Consider the following 19,420-nt stretch of genomic DNA (forward strand, 5'->3'; position numbering starts at 1 on the left):
CGCGGCGGGCGCCAGCGGAGCCCTATGATCGACGCCACAAAAAAGGGAAAGAACGCGCGTGCTCAACGGCTTGTGGCTGGGTTTCTTCGGAATGGCGATGCTGGCGGCGCTCGGGCGCTGGCTCGTGGGCGGCGACCCGGCCGTCTTTGCGGCCATCGTCGAGAGCCTGTTCGCCATGGCGCGGCTCGCGGTCGAGGTGATGGTGCTGCTGTTCGGCACGCTCACGCTGTGGCTCGGCTTCTTGCGCATTGCCGAGGCGGCGGGGCTGGTGGGCTGGCTCGCGCGCCTGCTGGGGCCGCTGTTCCGGCGGCTGATGCCGGGCGTGCCCGCGGGCCATCCGGCGCTGGGGCTCATCACCATGAACTTTGCGGCCAATGCGCTCGGACTGGACAACGCAGCCACGCCCATCGGCCTGAAGGCCATGCGCGAGCTGCAGCGGCTGAATCCCGACCCGGTCACGGCCACCAACGCGCAGATCCTGTTCCTGGTGCTCAACGCGTCGTCGCTCACACTGCTGCCGGTGACCATCTTCATGTACCGCGCGCAGCAGGGCGCGGGCGATCCCACGATGGTGTTCCTGCCCATCTTGCTGGCGACCAGTGCATCGACGCTGGTGGGCCTGCTCTCGGTAGCCGTGGCGCAGCGCCTGCGGCTGTGGGACCCGGTGGTGCTGGCCTACCTGGTGCCGGGCGCGCTGCTGCTCGGCGGCTTCATGGCGCTGTTGGGCACCCTGTCGGCGGCGGCCATTTCTTCGCTCTCGTCGCTCATGGGCAACCTTGCGCTGTTCGGCGTGATCATCGTCTTCTTGCTGGCCGGGGCCATCCGCCGCATCAAGGTCTACGAATGCTTTGTCGAAGGCGCAAAAGAAGGCTTCGACATTGCGAAGAACCTGTTGCCCTACCTGGTCGCAATGCTGTGCGCCGTGGGCGTGCTGCGCGCCTCGGGCGCACTCGACTTCGTGCTTGGCGGGCTGCGCTGGCTGGTCGACATGGGCGGGTGGGATTCGCGCTTTGTCGACGCCATGCCCACCGCGCTGGTCAAGCCCTTCTCGGGCAGCGCAGCGCGCGCGATGCTGATCGAAACCATGAAGACACAAGGCGTGGACAGCTTCCCCGCGCTGGTGGCCGCCACCATCCAGGGCAGCACCGAGACCACCTTCTACGTGTTGGCCGTGTACTTCGGCGCCGTCGGCATCCAGCGGGCGCGCCATGCCGTGGCCTGTGCGCTTGTGGCCGAGTTGGCGGGCGTGGTGGCGGCCATCGCGGTCTGCTACTGGTTCTTCGGCTGAGTCGCATCGCGCGGGTGCCGCCGGTTTAAGCTCAGAGGCCTATGAAGAAAACCTCCGCCTCAAGGTCGCACGCCGAATCGCCCGCCGGTCCGGCGGCATCCGGCGCCGGTGCGCCGGTAGAGGGCGCAGAGGCCAAGCGCTCGACCTACCACCACGGCAACCTGCGCGACGCACTGGTGATGCGCGGCATCGAGATCCTCGATGCGCAGGGCCTTGCCGCGCTGAGCCTGCGGCAGGCGGCGCGCGACGTCGGCGTGTCGCAGACGGCGCCGCTTCACCACTTCGAGGGCAAGTCGGGCTACCTCGCGGCCATTGCCGCGCAGGGTTTTCGCATGATGTTCGACCAGCGCATCCGCGCATTGCGCAGCCTGCACGATCCGCGTGAACGGCTGCTCAGCGTGATGCTCGCGCACCTGCAGTTCTCGCTCGAACGGCCCGCGCTGTTCCAGGTGATGTACGGCCCGGCCATTCCGCAGAAGCTGCAGTTCCCCGACCTGGAACAGGCCGCCACGCGCTCCTACGGCATCCTGGAAACCTGCGTGGGCGACTACCTGAGCCACCGCAACGTGCCGCTCGCCCGCGTGCGGCCGGCGGCGCTGGCCGCGTGGACCGCCTGCCACGGCCTGGCCACCGTGATGGTCGACCGCCAGAACGCCTGGGACATCGTCGGCAAGGACCCGATGAAGATCGGCCACGACGTGTTCTCGATCTTCATTGCGGGGCTGGACTACCAGCCCGCGGCAGCCTAGCCCGGGGCCACCTCGAACAGGCCGGCGGCGCCCATGCCGCCCCCGACGCACATCGTCACCACCACGTACTTCACGCCGCGGCGGCGCCCTTCGTGCAGCGCATGGCCGGCCATGCGGGCGCCCGACATGCCGAAGGGATGCCCGATGGCGATGGCGCCGCCGTTCACGTTCATTCGGTCGATCGGAATGCCGAGCCGGTCGGCGCAATGGAGCACCTGCACCGCGAAGGCTTCGTTGAGTTCCCAGAGCCCGATGTCGTCCACGGCAAGGCCCGCCTGCCGCAGCAGCCTGGGCACGGCAAAGACCGGGCCGATGCCCATTTCGTCGGGTGCGCAGCCGGCCACCGCGAAGCCGCGGAACCAGCCCAGCACTGCAAGCCCGCGCCGCGCCGCCAGGTCGGCGTCCATCACCACGCAGGCGGCCGCGCCGTCGGACAGCTGGCTGGCGTTGCCCGCGGTTACGGTGCCGTTCGCGAGCACCGGCTTCAACCCCGCCAGCGTTGCGGCGCTGGTGCCGGCGCGCGGGCCTTCGTCGCGCGCCAGCGTGGCGGCCTCGTCGCGCGTGGTGCCGTCGCGCTCGTGGCGGCGCACAGTGGTGTGGATCGGCACGATCTCGGCGTCGAAGCGGCCCGCCGCTTCTGCCTCTGCCTGGCGCTGCTGGCTCAGTGCCGCATACGCGTCCTGCCGCTCGCGCGAGACGCCGTAGCGCTGCTGCACCACCTCGGCGGTTTCGAGCATCGGCATGTAGACCTGCGGCGCATGCGCGGCCAGCCAGGGCTCCTCGCGCATGAACTGGTTGGTGTGCTCGCGCACGCAGCTGACCGATTCGGTGCCGCCGGCCACCGCCACCTGCAGGCTGCCCGCGCGCACCGCCTGCGCGGCAATCGCGATGCTCTGCAGGCCCGACGAACAGTAGCGGTTGACCGTCATGCCCGGCACGCTTTCGGGCAGGCCGGCGGCAAGGGCCGAGATGCGCCCGACGTTGAAGCCGTTGGCGCCTTCGGGAAAGGCGCAGCCGAGGATCACGTCTTCCACCTCGTCGGCGGGAACGCCGGCACGCGCCACCGCATGCCGCACCACGTGCGCGCCGAGCGTGGCGCCATGCGTCAGGTTGAGCGTGCCGCGAAAGGCCTTGCCGATGGGCGTGCGGGCATAGGAAACGATGGCGGCATCACGCATGCTGGGGTTCCGGAAGATCGAAGGGGAGTGCCGAGGGCGCCGCTCGGCTTGTGGCCGAAGCGCCGCGGTGCAGCGCGAAGGCCTGCAATGCCTGCATGGCTTCGGCCTCGCCGGCAAACACCGCGAAGCCGGCCTGGGCGAAGGCCGCCCGTACATGCGCATGCGGGCTGTAGACCGCCAGCGGCTTGGCCGCGTCATGAACCACGGCCCGGCATTCGCGCACGAAGCGCGCGAGGTCGTAGCTCGGCCCGCCCACCGCCAGCAAGCCCAGGGCGGCGGCGTCCACGGCCGCGTCCTGCAGCACCACCTGCATCACCGCGCCGAGCAATGCCGGTTCGGCCAGCAGCATCGCCGTCAGGTCGACCGGATTGCGGTTGAGCGAAAAATTGGGCAGCAGTTCGGCCAGGCGCTGCTCCGCGTCCGCCGACAGCCGCGCCAGCGGCAGCCCGCGGGCCTGCGCCTCGTCGGCTGCCAGCACGCACGATGCACCGGAGTTGCTGACGACCGCGAGCCGCGGCAGCCCGCCCGCGCCGCCGGCACCGGGCGCCGGCCCGAGGTACAGCGGCACGGCACCGACCAGTTCGACAAGGCCCCCCACGGTGCGGCAGCCGTGCGACTCGAACATGGCATCGAGCCCGGCACCGGCCGCACCGGCCGAGCCCGTATGCAGATCGGCCGAACGCCTGCCGTGCGCCGACCGCCCGGAGCGCACCGCGAGCACCGCCACGCCGCGCTGGCGCGCCGTTTCGAGCGCCGCGGCCATGCGCACCGGGTCGGGCACGTGCTCGACATAGAGCAGCACCAGCCGCACGCCGGGCTGACGCGCCAGTGCATCGACCAGGTCGGCCGTGTCCACATCGGCCTCGTTGCCGGTGGCGGCCACGCAGCGCACGCCCCAGCCCGCTTCGCGCAGCAGCGCATAGGCGGAGACCCCGAAGGCGCCGCTTTGCGAGACGATGGCCACCGGCCCGTCGAGCGGCGCATGGTCGCTGTAGATCGATGCGAAGGAGAGCACCGCACCGCTGTCGAAGCTGGCGACACCGATGCTGTTGGGCCCCACCAGGCGCACACCGCCGGCCCGGGCGATGCCGGCCAGGGCTTCCTGCCGGGCGCGGCCCTCGGCGCCGACCTCCGCATAGCCGGAGGCAAACAGCAGCGCATTCCCCACGCCCAGCCGCGCGCATTCGGCAAGCTGCTGCTCCGCCTGATCGGCACCGATGCACAGCACCACCGCATCGGGCACCTCGGGCAACTGGTCGAGCGCCGCATAGGCCTGCAGGCCCTGCACCTCGCCGGCGCGCGGATGAACCGGATAGATGCGGCCGCCGAAACCTTGCTCCAGCAGGTAGCGGATCGGCCGGCCGCCGACCTTGTGCGGGTTGTCGGACGCGCCGACCACCGCCACCGAGCGCGGCGCGAGCAGCCGCTCGAGCGAGGGCCGCACCCGCGCCGGCACGGCTTGTGCCAGCGCCTTCAGCTGCGCCTTGAGCAGCTTGCCGGTGGGGCTGGCAGGCAGTTGCGCCATGACATGCACTTCGGCCGGCACCTTGTACGGCGCCAGGCGTTCGCGCAGAAACGCGCAGAGCCGCGCGGTGTCGATGCTACGGCCCTGCAGCGGCTCGACGAAGGCGACGATCTCCTCGTCGCCCGCCACGCTGCGCCCGACCACCGCGCACTGCGCCACTTCCGCAAAGGCGGCAATCGCCTTCTCGACCTCGGCCGGGTACACGTTGAAGCCGCCGCGGATGATCATCTCCTTGCTGCGGCCCACGATGGAAAGATCGCCGGCCGGCCCGAAGACGCCTATGTCGCCGGTGTGCAGCCAGCCCTCGGCATCGACCGCCGTGCGCGTTTGCGCCGGATCGCGAAAGTAGCCCTTCATCACGTTGGGCCCGCGGATCAGGACTTCGCCGCGTTCGCCGCGCGCAACCGGCCGTCCGTCTGCGTCTGCGAGCACCACCTCCACGCCCGGAATCGGCCAGCCGGCGGTCACGTCCGCGGGCGGCGGATGGCCGAAGGTGCGGGTTGCCGCGGGTGCCGACTCGGTCAGGCCGTAGCCGTGGTGCAGCGGCAGGCCGAGCAGCGCCTCGGTCTGCGCCTTGCGCGTGGCGTCGACCAGCGAACCGCCGATGTAGGCCATGCGCAACCGGTTGGGGGCAAGCGGGCGGCCCTGCTGCTGCGACCATTCGTGCAGCCGCGCGTACATCGCAGGCACGCCCTGGAACACCGTCACCTGTCCACTGGTGATCGCCTCGGCCAGCAGCCCGGCCGAGAAGCGGCCCACCAGGCGCAGCGTGGCGCCCGCGCGCAGCCCGCACAGCAGCGCGGAAATCAGCCCGAACGAATGCGAGATCGGCAGCGCGTGGAAGATCACGTCGTCCGGCAGCAGCACCTGCTGCACCATCGAGGCACGGGTGACGAAATCGAGGTTGGCGTGGGTCAGCATCACGCCCTTGGGCAGGCCGGTGCTGCCCGAGGTGTAGATCATCAGGGCGACATCGTCGGCCGCCTCTTCCGGCCCCGTGCCCGGGCCTTCGCAGCGCTGCAGGCGCCCGCCCGGCGCGCAGGCGAGCACGCCGGCGGCGCCACGGCGTTCGGCGTGGGCCAGCGCCTCGCCCGATGCGCCCGCCGCGAAGTACACGAGCCGGGGTTCGCAGTGCGCGCAGATCGCATCGATCTCGCCGCCCGACATGCGGGCATTGAGCGGCACTGCCCAGCCGCCAGCGCGGATGGCGCCGAGCAGCAACACCACCATGTCCTCGCTGTTCTCGCCCACCAGCACCATGCGCTGGCCCGGCGCGAGGCCGGCCTCCACAAGCGCAGCCGCCGCTTCCTCGATGCGCGCGGCCAATTGCCCGTACGACAGCGCGCTCCCGTCCTCCAGCACCAGCGCGGGGTGGCCACCGCGGCCTGCCGCGGCCACTTCGTCGACGATCCGGTCGATCCTCATGAATCGCCCCGGGGCGCGGCATCCGGCCCAGCCGCTTCGCGCAGTGCCCGGTCGCGTGCGTCCTGCCCCCGTATCGCCTCGCGCATGCCGCGCCAGGCCTCGTCGTCCAGGTCGGCCAGTTCGGTGAAGGAGGCGCCGTTCTGCCGATGCCCTGCGCCGTCGATGGCGATGGTTTCGCCGGTGATCCACTCGACGCCGTCGGCCATCAGGAACACCGCCAGGTTCTGCAGCTCGGGCATGCGGCCCAGCCGGTTCATCGGGTTGCGCACCGCGCCGTCTTCCCAGGCCGCCTTGGGACTGAGCCGGCTGTTCGCGCCTTCGGTCGGAAAGATGCCCGGCGCGATGGCGTTCAGCCGGATGCCGTAGCGGCCCCACTCGATGGCGAGCGACTTGGTCATCACGTCCACGCCGGCCTTGCTCATGGCCGAGGGCACCACGAAAGGCGCGCCGGTGCGCACCCAGGTCACGACGATGGAAATCACCGAGCCCTTGTGGCCGGTGGCGATCCAGCGCCGCCCGACGTGGTGGGTGACGTAGTAGGTGCCGTGCAGCACGATGTTGGCGACCGCATCGAAGCCGCGCGGCGACACGTCCTGCGTGCGGCTGACGAAGTTGCCGGCCGCGTTGTTGACCAGCCCGTCGAGCGGGCCGTGCTCGGCCCAGATGCGTTCGACCATGGCATCGACGGCATCGGCATGGCGGATGTCCACCGCATGCGCGCGCACCACGCCGCCGTGGCGCTCGGTGAGCTCGGCGGCGGTGGCGTCGAGCATCGGCTGGCGGCGGCCGCAGATGTGGACCTCGGCGCCCAGTTGCAGGTAGCGCTCGGCGATCTCGCGGCCGAGGCCCGAGCCACCGCCGGTCACGAGGATGCGCTTGCCGCGCAAAAGATTGGCTTCGAACATGCAATGACTTTCAGTGAGACTTACTCGAGGACGATCTGCTTGGCGCGGATCAGCGGCGCCCAGCGCTCGCGCTCGCGGCCGATGTAGGTGTTGAACTCGGCGGCCGTCAGCGCCGGCGGCACCACCAGGCCGAGTGCCTCGAACTGGTCGCGGAAACTGCGGTCGGCCACCGCCTGCGCCACGGAGGCGTTCAGCCGGTTCACCACATCGGGCGGCGCGTTGCGGGGCAGCATGAGGCCGAACCAGGTGGTGACCTCGTAGTCGGGGTAGCCGCTCTCGGCGACCGTCGGCACATCGGGCAGGGCCGGCAGCCGCTCGCGGGTGGTCACCGCGAGCGGGCGCAGCTTGCCGCCGCGCACCAGGCCCATGGCACTGCCCGTGGAGTCTGCAAAGAACTGGATGTCGCCAGCCATCAATGCGGCCTGGGCCGGGGCGCTGCCGTTGTAGGGCACATGCATCAGCGAGACACCGGTGGCGCTTTGCAGCAGTTCGACGGCCAGGTGCAACGAACTGCCGGTGCCCGTGGATGCGTAGTTGAGCTTGCCGGGGTTCGCCTTGGCTTCAGCGATCAAGTCGCGCAGCGTGCGGTGCGGCGAGCTGTTGCCGACCAGCATCACGATCGGAGTGACCGCAATGCGGGCCACGGGCTGCAGCTCCTTCTCGGGGTTGTAGGACAGCTTGGGATAAAGCAGCGGATTCAGCACCGCCGTGGCGCCGGTGGCAAACAGCACCGTGTAGCCGTCGGGCTCGGCGGAGGCTACCAGGCGCGCACCCAGTGCCGTGTTGGCGCCGGGCTTGTTGTCCACGATGACCGGCTGGCCCAGGTCCTTGCGCATGCGTTCGGCCAGCGTTCGCGCCAGCACGTCGCTGATGCCCCCCGCCGTGTAGGGCACAACCAGCCGGATCGGCCGGTCGGGGTACGCGCCGGCGGCCGAAGCCGCGGCGCCAAAGAGCGCGAGCAAGGCGAGCGGCACCCACTGCCGCAGGCGCCGAGAGAGTTGTCGTCCGAGCATGTCGTCTCCTTTTTATGGCTCGCCCCCGGGCAGTGGCAGGGCGCGATTTAATCTTATCAGTGTTAAGTTAATAAGAACACATAAGAGATTTCCCTATGTGTTTTCGTACATGTGGGGCCTGGCTCACAGCGACTTCATCTGATCATCAGAAAGATTGCAGGCACCGCGGAGGCACCGGCCGGCGGCCCGCCCGGCCTTCGGCCAGAATAGAGCGGCGTCATCCTGCGCACTCTCTGGCTTTTCCGTGAACGCTCCCGCCCAGGCGCAACCGCCTTCCTTCTCGACCGAAGAATTCCGCAGCGCGCTCGGCATGTTTGCCACGGGCGTGACCATCGTCACCGCGCGTTCGGCCGACGGCGTGCTGGTCGGCCTCACGGCGAATTCGTTCAACTCCGTGTCGCTTGCGCCGCCGCTGGTGCTGTGGAGCCTGGCGCGCGCCGCGGGCTCGATGCCGGCGCTCAGCACCGGCTCGCACTACGCCATCAACATCCTTTCGGCCAACCAGAAGGAATTGGCCGAACGCTTCGCCACCAAGAACATCGACCGCTGGGCGGACGTGGCCTTTACCGAAGGGCTTGGCGGTGCGCCGGTGCTGGCGGGTGCGGCGGCAAGCTTCGAATGCTTCAACCGCAGCCGCTACGACGAAGGCGACCACGTGATCTTCGTGGGCGAGGTGGAGCGCTGCACGCACAACGCGGGCGCCTCTCCGCTGCTGTTCCATGGCGGGCGCTTCTACACCGAGCATCCGCTCTGACCCGACGAATGATCCAGCGCAAGACCCACCTCGACTCCCTCGCCATCGGCCTTCTCATCGCATGCTGCGCGTTCTGGGGGCTGCAGCAGATTCTCATCAAGACCACCGTCACCGAAGTGCCGCCGCTCTGGCAGGCCTCCATCCGCATGGCGGGTGCGGTGGCGCTGCTGTGGCTCTGGTGCGTGTCGCGCCGGGTGCCGCTTTTCGAGCGCGACGGCACGCTGCCGGGCGGCCTGCTCGTGGGGCTGCTTTTCGCGGGCGAATTCGCCTGCATCTACCTGGGCCTGCAGCACACCTCGGCCTCGCGGCTCACGGTGTTTCTGTACACCGCGCCTTTCTGGGTGTCGCTGCTGCTGCCGCGCTGGGTGCCGGCCGAACGCCTGCGGGGCTTGCAATGGGCGGGCCTCGTCATCGCGTTCGCGGCCGTGGTGTTCGCGTTCAGCGAGGGCTTCGGGCACTCGAGCTCCAACCAGCTGCTGGGCGATGCCATGGGGCTCGTCGGCGGCATGCTCTGGGGCCTGACCACGCTGGCACTGCGCACCACGCGGCTTGCGACCGCGAGCGCCGAGAAGGCCTTGTTCTATCAGGTGGGCGTGACCGCCGCGGTGTGCCCGGTGATCTCGCTGCTGCTGGGCGAAAAGTGGGGTTTCTCGTATTCGGCCTGGGCGTGGACCTCGATCGGCCTGCAAACCGTGATCGGTGCGTTCGCGAGCTATCTCACGTGGATGTGGCTGCTGCGGCACTACCCCGCCACGCAGATGTCGTCGTTCAGCTTTCTGACGCCGCTGTTCGCGCTGGTGTTCGGCGTGGTGCTGCTCAGCGAACCGCTCACATTGCAACTGATGCTCGCGCTGGTGGGTGTCGCCTTGGGCATCGTGATGGTCAATCGGCGAAAGGCGCGGGCATGAAGGACACAGACTTCCAGCCGGTGCTCGACGACATCGTCGCCACGCTGCGGCCGCTGCTGGGCAAGGCCGGCACGGTGGCCAGCTACATTCCCGCGCTGGCCAGCGTCGACCCGCGGCAGCTCGGCATTGCGCTGCGCACCTGCCAGGGCGCAGAGGCTTTTGCGGGCGATGCCGAAACGCCGTTCTCGATCCAGAGCGTGTCCAAGCTCTTCACGCTCACGCTCGCCATGCAGCGCATGGGCGATGCGCTGTGGGAGCGCATCGGACGCGAGCCCTCGGGCAACCCCTTCAACTCGCTGGTGCAACTGGAGAACGAGCACGGCAAGCCGCGCAATCCGTTCATCAATGCGGGCGCCATTGCGGTGGCCGACCGCCTGGTGAGCCAGGCGCTTGCTGCCGGCGGCAGCGCAAAGGCCGACATTCTTGCGTTGATGGGCAGCCTGTGCGGAGAGCCGATCGCGTTCGACGACGAGGTGGCGCAGTCCGAAGCCGCCACGGGCTTTCGCAACGTCGCGCTGGCCAACTTCATGAAGAGCTTCGGCAAGATCGACAACGACGTGGCCGATGTGCTCGGCACCTACTTTCACCAGTGCGCGCTGCGGATGAACTGCCGCCAGCTCGCACGGGCGGCCGCGTTCCTGTGCCGCGACGGTGCGCATCCGATCGACGGCCAGGCCGACGTTACCGGCGAGCGGCAGGCGCGGCGCATCAACTCGCTGATGCTCACCTGCGGAACCTACGATGCCGCGGGCGATGTGGCGTTTTCGATCGGCCTGCCCTGCAAAAGCGGCGTGGGCGGCGGCATCGTGGCCGTGGTGCCCGACAGGCTCACGCTGTGCGTCTGGTCGCCCGCGCTGGACGCCACCGGCAACTCGCTGCTCGGCATGAAGGCGCTGGAGCTCTTCGTCGCGCGCACCGGGCTGTCGGTCTTCTGAGCGCTGAGCGCCCGCTGGCGCAGGCGAAAATGGCCGCGCGCAAATCCACGCCCTCACAAGCATCCGAATGACCGAAGCCACAGATTCCACCACCGACTCCGACGACACCCTCCCCCTTCAGGAAGCCCGCCTCTGGCGCGACGGCCAATGGACCGCCCGCGTCATCAAGAACGAGGAAGACGACGGCTGGGCTGTCGAGATGACCCGCCACGGAGACCCGGAGCCTGCGCTGGTCGGCCCCTGGACCATGGGCCGCGACAAGAAGAACCCCAAGCCGCTCGACGGGCCCGCGTTTTCAACGCTGGTGAAGACCGCCGCCGAAGTCATTCGCCGCCATGAGCAGCAGCTGCACGCCACGCTCAACAAGAGCGTGACCGTCACCGCGCGCAATGACCAGCGCGTGCGGGTGTCGCTCGCCATCGTTCCCGACGAGGACAGCCCCTCCGCCACGCTCACCGCGCACGACGATGCGGACGACACCGAGCTTGCCAGCGTCAACGTCTCGCCGGCCTTCAGGCTCACCACGTCCAGCGCCACGGCCTGGATCGAGTCCGACTACGCACGCCCTCGCTGAAGGCCGCCGCAATCAGCGAAATGACGTATGGGCAGCCCCCGCTGAGTTGAGAACAATCGGCTTCGACGACACCCACCGCCGCACCGCAGACGAGCCCGAGCCGGATGAACACCCGGCCCGGGCTTTTTTTCTTGTTTCTCAACCATCCTTCAGGAGCAGCGTCATGCGACATGGTGATATTTCGAGCAGCAGCGATTGCGTGGGCGTCGCGGTCGTCAACTACAAGATGCCCCGCCTGCACACCAAGGCCGAGGTGCTGGACAACGCCCGCAAGATCGGCGAGATGCTGGTCGGCATGAAGAAGGGACTGCCGGGCATGGACCTGGTGATCTTTCCCGAATACTCCACGCACGGGATCATGTACGACGCGAAGGAGATGTACGACACCGCCGCCGCCGTGCCCGGGGAGGAGACTGCCATCTTTGCCGACGCCTGCCGCCGCGCCAACGTGTGGGGCGTGTTCTCGCTGACCGGCGAGCGGCATGAGGCGCATCCGGACAAGGCGCCCTACAACACGCTGATCCTCATGAACAACCAGGGCGAAATCGTCCAGAAGTACCGCAAGATCATGCCGTGGGTGCCCATCGAGGGTTGGTACCCGGGCGACCGCACCTACGTGAGCGACGGCCCCAAGGGCATGAAGATCAGCCTCATCGTCTGCGACGACGGCAACTACCCCGAGATCTGGCGCGACTGCACCATGCGCGGCGCCGAACTCGTCATTCGCTGCCAGGGCTACATGTACCCGGCCAAGGAGCAGCAGATTCTTGTCTCCAAGGCCATGGCCTTCATGAACAACACCTACGTGGCGGTGGCCAACGCGGCGGGCTTCGATGGCGTGTACTCGTACTTCGGGCATTCGGCCATCATCGGCTTCGACGGCCGCACGCTCGGCGAATGCGGCGAGGAAGAAATGGGCATCAACTACGCCGAGCTTTCCATGGGACTGATCCGCGATGCGCGCAAGAACGGCCAGTCGCAGAACCACCTGTTCAAGCTCATGCACCGCGGCTACACCGGCGTCATCAATTCGGGCGACGGCGACAAGGGCGTGGCCGAATGCCCGTTCGACTTCTACAAGCAGTGGATCGAAGACCCCGAAGCCGCGCGCAAGCAGGTGGAGTCGTTCACACGCAGCACCATCGGCACCGCCGAGTGCCCAATCGAAGGCCTTCCGAACGAGCCCACGCGCAGCAGCTGAAATCAGAGCTGGCGAAACTCCGTCAGCACCTTCAACACGCTGAGCGTGGCGCCGTCGAGCGTGGCACGCTGGCGGTGTGCAATGCCAAGGCGGCGTGTGAGCCTGGGCGTGACCGGCAAGATCTGCATGCGCTCGTTCAGCGCCGCGTCGGTGGACTGCTGCAGCGGCAGCAGCGCGGCGCCGTAGCCGGCCGCCACCAGGCTGCGGATGGCAGCGTCGTAGTTCAGCTCGATGCGCGCGCGCGGCGCGAAACCCGCCGCCGCAAACCACTCCATGGTGAGCCGGTACATGTGCGTGGTGGCCTCGTTGAAGATCAGCGGCTGCGCCGCCAGCCACGCGGGCGTCACGCGCTTGGGCGCCTTCCAGCGCTGCGGCACAAAGGCCATCATGGGCTGGTCGCGCCAAGGCGTCACGACCAGATCGCGCAGCGGCGGCTGCGGCACCGCCACCAGGCCGATGTCGAGCGTGCCCGCCGCCAGCCGAGACATCGCGTCGTTCGAGCCGAGGATGCTCACCTCCACGTCGATGCCCGAATGCCCGACGCCCAATGCCTCGAGCACCTGCGGCAGCAGGTCGACCACCACGCCGGTGGACGTGCCCAGCCGCACGCGGCCGGTGCGCCCCTCGGCTTGGCGCTTGACGGCTTCGATGGCGTCGTCGGTGTCGCGCAGCAGCTTGCGTCCGCGCTCGACCAATGCCGCGCCAGCCGCGGTGGGCGTGACACGGCGGTTGCCGCGCACCACCAGGGATGTGCCCAGCCGCGATTCGAGTTCGCTGATGTGCAGGCTTACCGTGGGCTGCGCAAGGTGCAGTGCATTGGCCGCCGCCGAGAAAGTGCCAAGGTCCGCAATGGCAATGAGCGTGCGAAGCTGGTCGAGGTTGAGGTGTCGCATCAGAAATGCTGATTGGAAGTGTCAGGAATCTCAACTTCCACAATAGCATGCCTCGCCGGAAGATCGGTGCTCCCCAACAAGGAGCCCATCGTGACAGCGCCAACGCACTCGCCCTTTCATCAACGCCTGATGCGTGCCCTGCGCAGCTTGCGCCGCCGCGCCGCGGAGCACCGCCGCAACCGCGCGGACTCGCAGCATCTGGCCGGCATGAGCGACCACGAGCTGCGAGACCTGGGCATCGGGCGCAGCCAGGTCCAAGCGTTGACGGAGCGGGACAAGTACTGAAAGAAAACCGCCTCGACCTTCAGACGCCGACGCGCAATTTGAGGTTCAATCCGGGGCGTGCCCAAACCCGCTGCTCCCACCCCGCTTTCCATCGAACTCACCTCGCCGCAATCGGTGAACGGCCGCCGCGCGGCCTTCCAGTCGCTCTGGCTGCTTGCGCGCATGAAGCACGCGCACGATGCCGAAGGCGGCCTGGTGCGGCTGTCAGACCTTCGCGGCGAAGTCACCGGCGCGAGCACGCTGCGCATGGTGGTGAGCCGAGCCTTCCGCGACTTCAAGGCGTGGAATGTCGAGGTCGGCTGGGGCGAAGACACGCAGCGTGAGCCGCGCTTCCTGAACGACGAGCGGCGCAGCCAAGGGCCCTTCTGGTTGCCCGCGGCGGAGGCGAAGCGTGTACGCCTGCTGGTGGGCGGCCGCGCCGCCACGGCGGCCGAGGTGGCGTCTTTTCTCGGGCTGCGTTCGCGCAAGCTGGCCTCAGCGGAGCCAGGCTCGCCGATGCCGCCCGATGCCGTGCACCTGCAAGACGCCGCGTTCTGGAAGCAGCTGGTCGCCTCTCAGCAGGCGGCGCGGCAAGGCCGGCTCATGGCGCCGGTGGCGGGTGGCGGCACGCCGGGTCAACCGGCCAGCGCGCTCGAGTCCATCCGCCTGGCCGGCACGCTGGCCGCCACCGACTTCCAGCGCGCGCTGGTCACGCTCAACGAGGCCATGCTGTGGCGCCGGCTCGGCGACAACGAACAGGCTCGCCGCCGGCTGCAGGCGCTCAAGAAGCAGCGCCTCGCGCACCATGTGGCGGGCAACGACTACCTGGGTGCGATGGAATGCATCGTCTCGGCGTGGTGCGCCTACACCGCGCGCGACCTGCCGCTGGCCGAATCGCTGCTGGGCGGCATGGCCGGTGATGCGGCGCGCGGCCTGGTGCTGCGCCACCACCCCGACGTGCGCTTCGAGTGGTGCAACCTCTGGGCGCTGGTGTGCCGCTCGCGCGCACTGGGTCTTGCCGCCGACGACAAGCCCGCCGCCGCGGCACTGGCCGAAGAGGCATTGCGCCGCTTCGGCGAGGCGCTGGCCGCGGCCTTCGAGTCGCACTCCTTCGACGCGGCGCAGCACGTGGCCGCCAACATGGGCATGGCCGCATGGCTGTTCGACCGCGTCGGCCTCTCCGACCTGCCGGCCCTGACGCATGACGGCAATGCCGACACCACGCGCCGCGCCGTGCAGTGGATTGCCTTCAGCGAGTGGCTCTGCGGCCACACCGACGGGCAAGGCCGCTCGGCATGGAACGCGATCTACCTGATGCGCATCGCGCGCGGCCATTGCCGCGCAGAGCCGCAATCCACGCTCGCGCAATTTCGCGCGCAGAAACCGCTGGACCCGGCCGCGATATCGAAGCTCGCCGGGCCGCTTGCGGATGCGTTCGATGCAGCGCACTGGCCTGCGCGCTGGGTCGATGTGGCACAGGCGCGATTGGCCGACCACCTGGCCGGGCGCCGACGCTATCCGGGCCTGCAGCATTGCAGCCTGCTCTTCGAGCACGCCTGGTACGCGGCGCATGCGGGCGACCTGCAAGCGGCCGAACAGTCGCTGTGCCTGCTGCGCGAAGCATTGCCGCAGCTCGTGCCGAGCGACCGCGCTTATTTCACGGAGTCATGGAACGACACGCTGCCGGCTGAACTCGTGCTGGAGACAAAGCCGCCGCGCAGGCCCGCGGTGCGGAAGAAGGCTGTTCGAAAATCGGGCAAGCTCAGCTAGCCGGCATTTGCCAACACATGGCGCACGCGCTCGCGCAGCACCGGCAGCACGTCGCGCTCGAACCACGGATGGTGCTTAAACCAGCCCGTGTTGCGCGGCGACGGGTGCGGCAGCGGGATGAAGCGCGGCGCGTATTCAGCAAAGGCTTCGACGGTTTCGGTCACGCCGCCCTTGCTGGCACTGCCCAGGAAATGGCGGTGCGCATACTGGCCGATGAGCAGTGTCAGTTCGATGTGCTTCATCTGCGCAAGCAGGCGTTCGTGCCAGAGACCGGCGCATTCCTTTCGCGGCGGCAGGTCTCCGCTTCTGCCGCGGCCCGGGTAGCAATAGCCCATCGGCATGATCGCCACGCGCGCGGGGTCGTAGAACACATCGCGGTCGATGCCGAGCCAGCGGCGCAACTGCTCGCCGCTCTTGTCGTTCCACGGCACGCCGGTGGTGTGCACCGTCAGGCTGGGGGCCTGGCCGACGATCAGCAGCCGCGCACTGGCGCTGGCCTGCACCACCGGCCGCGCACCCATCGGCAGGTGAGCGGCGCATGCATTGCAGCTGCGGATATCCGCAAGCAGCGCATCCATGACGGGCACAGGGTCCTCTTCGCCTACCTCTTTCCGAACGGACGAAAGAAGCCGTCGAGCTCGCTGCCCATGGCGGCGCCCGCAAAATCGTCGAAGCGTCCTTCTTCCGCCAGCGTGCGCGCGGCGCGCATGAACCCGCCCCAGGCCGCACGCGCGAGCGCGCCGCCCACGCTCACGCGCCGCACGCCCAGTTCGGCAATGTCCTGCATGGTGAGCTCGCTCGTCGACCCTACGAGCAGGTTGACCGGTTTCGGCGCCACGGCCGCGACCACCGCGGCAATCTGCTCGCGCGTCTTGATGCCGGGTGCGTAGAGGCAATCGGCGCCGGCCTCGGCATAGGCCTTGAGCCGCGCGATGGTGTCGTCCAGGTCCGGGCGGCCCGCGAAGAAATTTTCGGCGCGGCCGACCAGCAAGGTGTCGCCGCCCGCCGCGTCGATGGCCTGGCGCGCAGCGCGCAGCCGCTCTACGGCCACGTCGATCGGGAAGAGCGGGTTCGCGGCATCGCCGGTCGAGTCCTCGATCGAAAGGCCGGCCACGCCGGTCTCGACCGCAAGCCGCACGCTCTCGGCAACGCCTTGCGCATCCGCGGCAAAGCCGTTCTCGAAATCGGCGTTCACCGGCAGGTCGGTGGCCGCGACCAGCTCTCGCAGATGGTCGAGGATCAACCCTCGATCCAGCGCGCCGTCGGCCTTGCCGCGCGACCACGCAAAGCCCGAACTGGTGGTGGCCAGCGCCTTGAAGCCCAGGCCTTCGAGGTAGCGCGCGCTGCCCGTGTCCCAGGGGTTGGGAATCACGAAGCAGCCCTTCTCGTGAAGGGCGCGGAAGTCGGCGCGTTTTTGCGCGATGGTGCGGGTCATCGAAACCTCGTCTTTCTTTCTTGCATGCGAAAGACGGAGTTTTAACGCAACAGCGCCGGCATTGCGCACTCGCGCCTTTCGGTGTTCTGATCGGTCCCCATGCAACACGTCATCCTGCTATTCATCCATCTTCTGGCCGCCGTCTTCTGGGTCGGCGGCATGGCCACCCTGCACTTTGCGGTGCGCCCCGCTGCTGTCGCCACGCTGGAGCCGCCGCTGCGCCTGCGCATGATGGCCACGGCGCTCCGGCGCTTCTTCGTCGGCGTGGATGCGGCGGTCACGCTGCTGTTCGTGACCGGCGTGGCCATGATCCTGCTGATGGGCGGCTTCCGCGGCGTGCACTGGCGCGTCGAGGCGATGATGAGCATCGCCATCGTCATGGCGGGTATCTATGTCTACATCCGTGCGTCGGTATTCAAGGCCTTGCGGCGCGCGGTCGACGAAAGCGCGTGGCCCATCGCGGCCGGGCGGCTCGACATGATCCGCAAGCTGGTGAGCCTGAACCTCGCGCTGGGTGTGGTGGTGTTCGGCGTGGCGATCGTCGGGCGCGCAGGTTAAGAGCCTTGGTGGTTGCTCGTTTGGGGGGCGCCGCTGTTTCAGGGCGTGTGCACAGGCCACCGGGTACTCCCCTCCGCGAATGTCCCCCGGGGCTGCGCCCCTCCTCCTTTATTTCGCTGCGCGGAGCACCCGATGCCCTGTGCACTGGGGCACGCCGCTGGTGTTCCGCTGATCAACGACTGCTCTAAATCACGCACCCGCTGGCGGGGTGCCTTGCGCAGCGAAATAAAGGAGGAGGCCGCAGGCCGGGGGACATTCGCGGAGAAAGGTACCCCGTCGGCGGGGGCGCTGCCCTGAACGAACAACAGCGCTGAAAACAATACCGCGGCAAACAGTAGGCACAGATCAGCCCGCCGCACCCTTGAGTTCGATGCCGTTGCCGTCCGGATCGGTGATGTAGATCGAAGGCCCGTCGCCTTCGGCACCGAAGTTGTTCTGCACCTCGCCATTCACCTGCACGCCGTGCCGGGCCATCAGCGCGCGGATCGCCGCTTCGTCGAAGGGCTCAATGCGCAGGCAGATGTGATCGACGTTGCGGCCTTCCTTGCCGGGCAGCGCGCCGCCCTGCTTGCCGAGGGGGCCATCGAGCGTGACGAGGTCGATGAGGTTGGTGCCGGCGCGCAGGTGCACGAGCCCCAGGTGTTCGCGGCGCCTCTCGACCGCACAGCCGAGCACGTCGCGGTAGAAGGCAATGGCGCGCTCCGCGTCCTTCACACGCAGCACGACGTGGTCGATGCGCAGCACCGAAAACGGTGGGCTGTGTATCGGGTCCGTCATGGCTTGCTCTCCTTGTTTGCTTGCTTGCTTTCTTAGACCACGCCCGCCGCGCGCAGGGTGTCGAAGCGTGCGGCATCGATACCGAACTCGGCCAGCACCTCGCGCGTGTGCTGGCCCAGTGCCGGCGGCGCATGGCGCAGCACGGGCGGCGTGGCTGTCAGGCGCAGCGGGCTCGCCACGCCGGTGATGCTCTCGATGCCGTCGCCCGCATCGCGCGGCAGCGTCACGGCCAGGCCGCGGGCCTTGACCTGTGCATCGTCGAAGGCTTGGGCAATGTCGTTGATCGGGCCGCAGGGCACGGCCTTGTCTTCGAGCAGCGCGACCCAATCGGCGGTGGTGCGCGTGCGCGTGAGCTCCTCCATCATCGGAATGAGCACGCCGCGGTGCTTCACGCGCAGCGTGTTGGTGGCAAAGCGCGCATCGGCCGCCCACTCCGGGTGGCCGGCCGCCTCGCAGAAGCGCGCGAACTGGCCGTTGTTGCCAATGGCCAGCAGCATCGAACCGTCCTGCGTCGGAAAGTCTTGATAAGGCGCGAGGCTCGGGTGCGTGTTGCCCTGGCGCTGCGGCGCCTTGCCGGTGTTGAGAAAGGCGCTCGCCTGGTTGGCGAGGATGGCCATGCCCACGTCGAGCAGCGCCATGTCGATGTGCTGGCCTTCACCCGTGCGGTCGCGCACCTGCAGCGCAGCGAGGATGGCGGTGCTCGCATAGACGCCGGTGAACAGGTCGGTGAGCGCCACGCCCACGCGCAGCGGGCCGCCGCCGGGCTCGCCGTCGGGGCGGCCGGTAATGCTCATCATGCCGGTCATGGCCTGGATCATCAGGTCGTAGCCCGCGCGCTCGGCGTAAGGGCCGTCGTGGCCGAAGCCGGTCACGCTGCAATAGATGAGGCGCGGGTTGGCCGCGCGCAGGCTCTTGTGGTCGAGCCCGTATTGCTCGAGGCCACCGGTCTTGAAGTTCTCGACCACGATGTCGGCCTGCGCCGCCATCTGCTTGAGCAGCGCCTGCCCGTCGGGCGTGGCCATGTCGACCGTGACCGAGCGCTTGTTGCGGTTGCAGGCCGTGAAGTAGCTGGCCTGGTCGGTGTCGTTGCCGTTCGCGTCCTTGATGAAAGGCGGGCCCCAGGTGCGCGTGTCGTCGCCCACGCCGGGCCGCTCGATCTTGATGACGTCGGCGCCCAGGTCCGCGAGGATCTGCGTGCACCACGGGCCCGCGAGCACGCGGGACAGATCGAGGACCTTGATGCCGTCCAGGGCTGCGGGCTTGGCCAT

At 68.7% G+C, this 19,420-nt stretch carries 19 protein-coding genes; 10 read left to right on the plus strand and 9 right to left on the minus strand.

The genetic code is table 11. The features are described 5' to 3' along the window. Positions 1-58 precede the first annotated feature (58 nt). Positions 59-1,288, plus strand: a complete 1,230-nt coding sequence (locus V9L21_RS20955) for a nucleoside recognition domain-containing protein (protein ID WP_337314839.1) — start codon at positions 59-61, stop codon at positions 1,286-1,288. Positions 1,289-1,329: 41 nt separating this feature from the next. Continuing rightward, positions 1,330-2,037: a TetR/AcrR family transcriptional regulator gene (locus V9L21_RS20960; RefSeq protein WP_337314840.1), complete on the plus strand. Its 708-nt coding sequence runs from the start codon at positions 1,330-1,332 to the stop codon at positions 2,035-2,037. Here the strand turns inward: V9L21_RS20960 and V9L21_RS20965 are convergent. The 4 genes from V9L21_RS20965 to V9L21_RS20980 are packed head-to-tail and all read right to left on the minus strand — an operon-like array spanning position 2,034 to position 8,083. Further along, positions 2,034-3,215, minus strand: coding sequence for an acetyl-CoA C-acyltransferase (locus V9L21_RS20965; protein ID WP_337314841.1), 1,182 nt, complete (start codon positions 3,213-3,215; stop codon positions 2,034-2,036). The genes V9L21_RS20960 and V9L21_RS20965 overlap by 4 nt on opposite strands. After that, entirely contained in the window at positions 3,208-6,165 is a 2,958-nt protein-coding gene (locus V9L21_RS20970; RefSeq protein WP_337314842.1) for an AMP-binding protein, read from the minus strand. Before V9L21_RS20970 ends, V9L21_RS20965 begins: the two co-directional genes overlap by 8 nt. Further along, positions 6,162-7,070: an SDR family oxidoreductase gene (locus V9L21_RS20975; protein ID WP_337314843.1), complete on the minus strand. Its 909-nt coding sequence runs from the start codon at positions 7,068-7,070 to the stop codon at positions 6,162-6,164. The genes V9L21_RS20970 and V9L21_RS20975 overlap by 4 nt, the downstream gene beginning before the upstream one ends. 20 nt (positions 7,071-7,090) lie before the next feature. Further along, complete coding sequence (locus V9L21_RS20980; RefSeq protein ID WP_337314844.1) at positions 7,091-8,083, minus strand: Bug family tripartite tricarboxylate transporter substrate binding protein; 993 nt, start codon at positions 8,081-8,083, stop codon at positions 7,091-7,093. A 310-nt stretch (positions 8,084-8,393) separates the two neighbouring features. On the opposite strand from V9L21_RS20980, the gene V9L21_RS20985 reads away from it, so the two are divergent. From V9L21_RS20985 to V9L21_RS21005, 5 genes are all read left to right on the plus strand, one after another. Beyond that, positions 8,394-8,837: a flavin reductase family protein gene (locus tag V9L21_RS20985; protein WP_443305341.1), complete on the plus strand. Its 444-nt coding sequence runs from the start codon at positions 8,394-8,396 to the stop codon at positions 8,835-8,837. A gap of 8 nt (positions 8,838-8,845) precedes the next feature. Then, positions 8,846-9,745, plus strand: coding sequence for a DMT family transporter (locus V9L21_RS20990; RefSeq protein WP_337314846.1), 900 nt, complete (start codon positions 8,846-8,848; stop codon positions 9,743-9,745). Beyond that, positions 9,742-10,680: a glutaminase gene (locus V9L21_RS20995; RefSeq protein WP_337314847.1), complete on the plus strand. Its 939-nt coding sequence runs from the start codon at positions 9,742-9,744 to the stop codon at positions 10,678-10,680. Before V9L21_RS20990 ends, V9L21_RS20995 begins: the two co-directional genes overlap by 4 nt. A gap of 67 nt (positions 10,681-10,747) precedes the next feature. Next, positions 10,748-11,254, plus strand: coding sequence for a hypothetical protein (locus V9L21_RS21000; RefSeq protein ID WP_337314848.1), 507 nt, complete (start codon positions 10,748-10,750; stop codon positions 11,252-11,254). Positions 11,255-11,417: 163 nt separating this feature from the next. After that, positions 11,418-12,455 (plus strand): aliphatic amidase, encoded by a 1,038-nt coding sequence (locus V9L21_RS21005; protein WP_337314849.1) that lies wholly within the window; start codon positions 11,418-11,420, stop codon positions 12,453-12,455. Between the two features lie 2 nt (positions 12,456-12,457). Here the strand turns inward: V9L21_RS21005 and V9L21_RS21010 are convergent, their stop codons facing one another. Further along, complete coding sequence (locus tag V9L21_RS21010; RefSeq protein WP_337314850.1) at positions 12,458-13,348, minus strand: LysR family transcriptional regulator; 891 nt, start codon at positions 13,346-13,348, stop codon at positions 12,458-12,460. 90 nt (positions 13,349-13,438) lie between these two features. On the opposite strand from V9L21_RS21010, the gene V9L21_RS21015 reads away from it, so the two are divergent. Both V9L21_RS21015 and V9L21_RS21020 read left to right on the plus strand, forming a co-directional pair. Beyond that, complete coding sequence (locus V9L21_RS21015) at positions 13,439-13,633, plus strand: DUF1127 domain-containing protein (RefSeq protein ID WP_337314851.1); 195 nt, start codon at positions 13,439-13,441, stop codon at positions 13,631-13,633. A gap of 57 nt (positions 13,634-13,690) precedes the next feature. After that, on the plus strand, positions 13,691-15,382 hold the full coding sequence (locus V9L21_RS21020) for a hypothetical protein (RefSeq protein ID WP_337314852.1): 1,692 nt from the start codon (positions 13,691-13,693) through the stop codon (positions 15,380-15,382). On the opposite strand, the gene V9L21_RS21025 is transcribed toward V9L21_RS21020, so the two are convergent. Both V9L21_RS21025 and V9L21_RS21030 read right to left on the minus strand, forming a co-directional pair. Continuing rightward, positions 15,379-15,960: a uracil-DNA glycosylase family protein gene (locus V9L21_RS21025; protein ID WP_337314853.1), complete on the minus strand. Its 582-nt coding sequence runs from the start codon at positions 15,958-15,960 to the stop codon at positions 15,379-15,381. The genes V9L21_RS21020 and V9L21_RS21025 overlap by 4 nt on opposite strands. Positions 15,961-15,983: 23 nt before the next feature. Further along, positions 15,984-16,817, minus strand: a complete 834-nt coding sequence (locus V9L21_RS21030) for an isocitrate lyase/PEP mutase family protein (RefSeq protein ID WP_337314854.1) — start codon at positions 16,815-16,817, stop codon at positions 15,984-15,986. 99 nt (positions 16,818-16,916) lie between these two features. Between V9L21_RS21030 and V9L21_RS21035 the strand changes: the two genes are divergently transcribed. Beyond that, the gene (locus tag V9L21_RS21035) at positions 16,917-17,375 is read left to right on the plus strand and encodes a CopD family protein (RefSeq protein ID WP_337314855.1); all 459 of its coding nucleotides are present in this window, start codon (positions 16,917-16,919) and stop codon (positions 17,373-17,375) included. Positions 17,376-17,720: 345 nt separating this feature from the next. Here the strand turns inward: V9L21_RS21035 and V9L21_RS21040 are convergent, their stop codons facing one another. Both V9L21_RS21040 and V9L21_RS21045 read right to left on the minus strand, forming a co-directional pair. Further along, positions 17,721-18,152, minus strand: a complete 432-nt coding sequence (locus V9L21_RS21040) for a VOC family protein (RefSeq protein WP_337314856.1) — start codon at positions 18,150-18,152, stop codon at positions 17,721-17,723. A gap of 32 nt (positions 18,153-18,184) precedes the next feature. Further along, positions 18,185-19,420 carry a CaiB/BaiF CoA transferase family protein gene (locus V9L21_RS21045; RefSeq protein WP_337314857.1) on the minus strand — a complete coding sequence of 412 codons (1,236 nt, stop codon included), beginning with the start codon at positions 19,418-19,420 and terminating at the stop codon, positions 18,185-18,187.

It is taken from the genome of Variovorax sp. CCNWLW235, from assembly GCF_037204085.1.
Lineage (GTDB): Bacteria > Pseudomonadota > Gammaproteobacteria > Burkholderiales > Burkholderiaceae_C > Variovorax.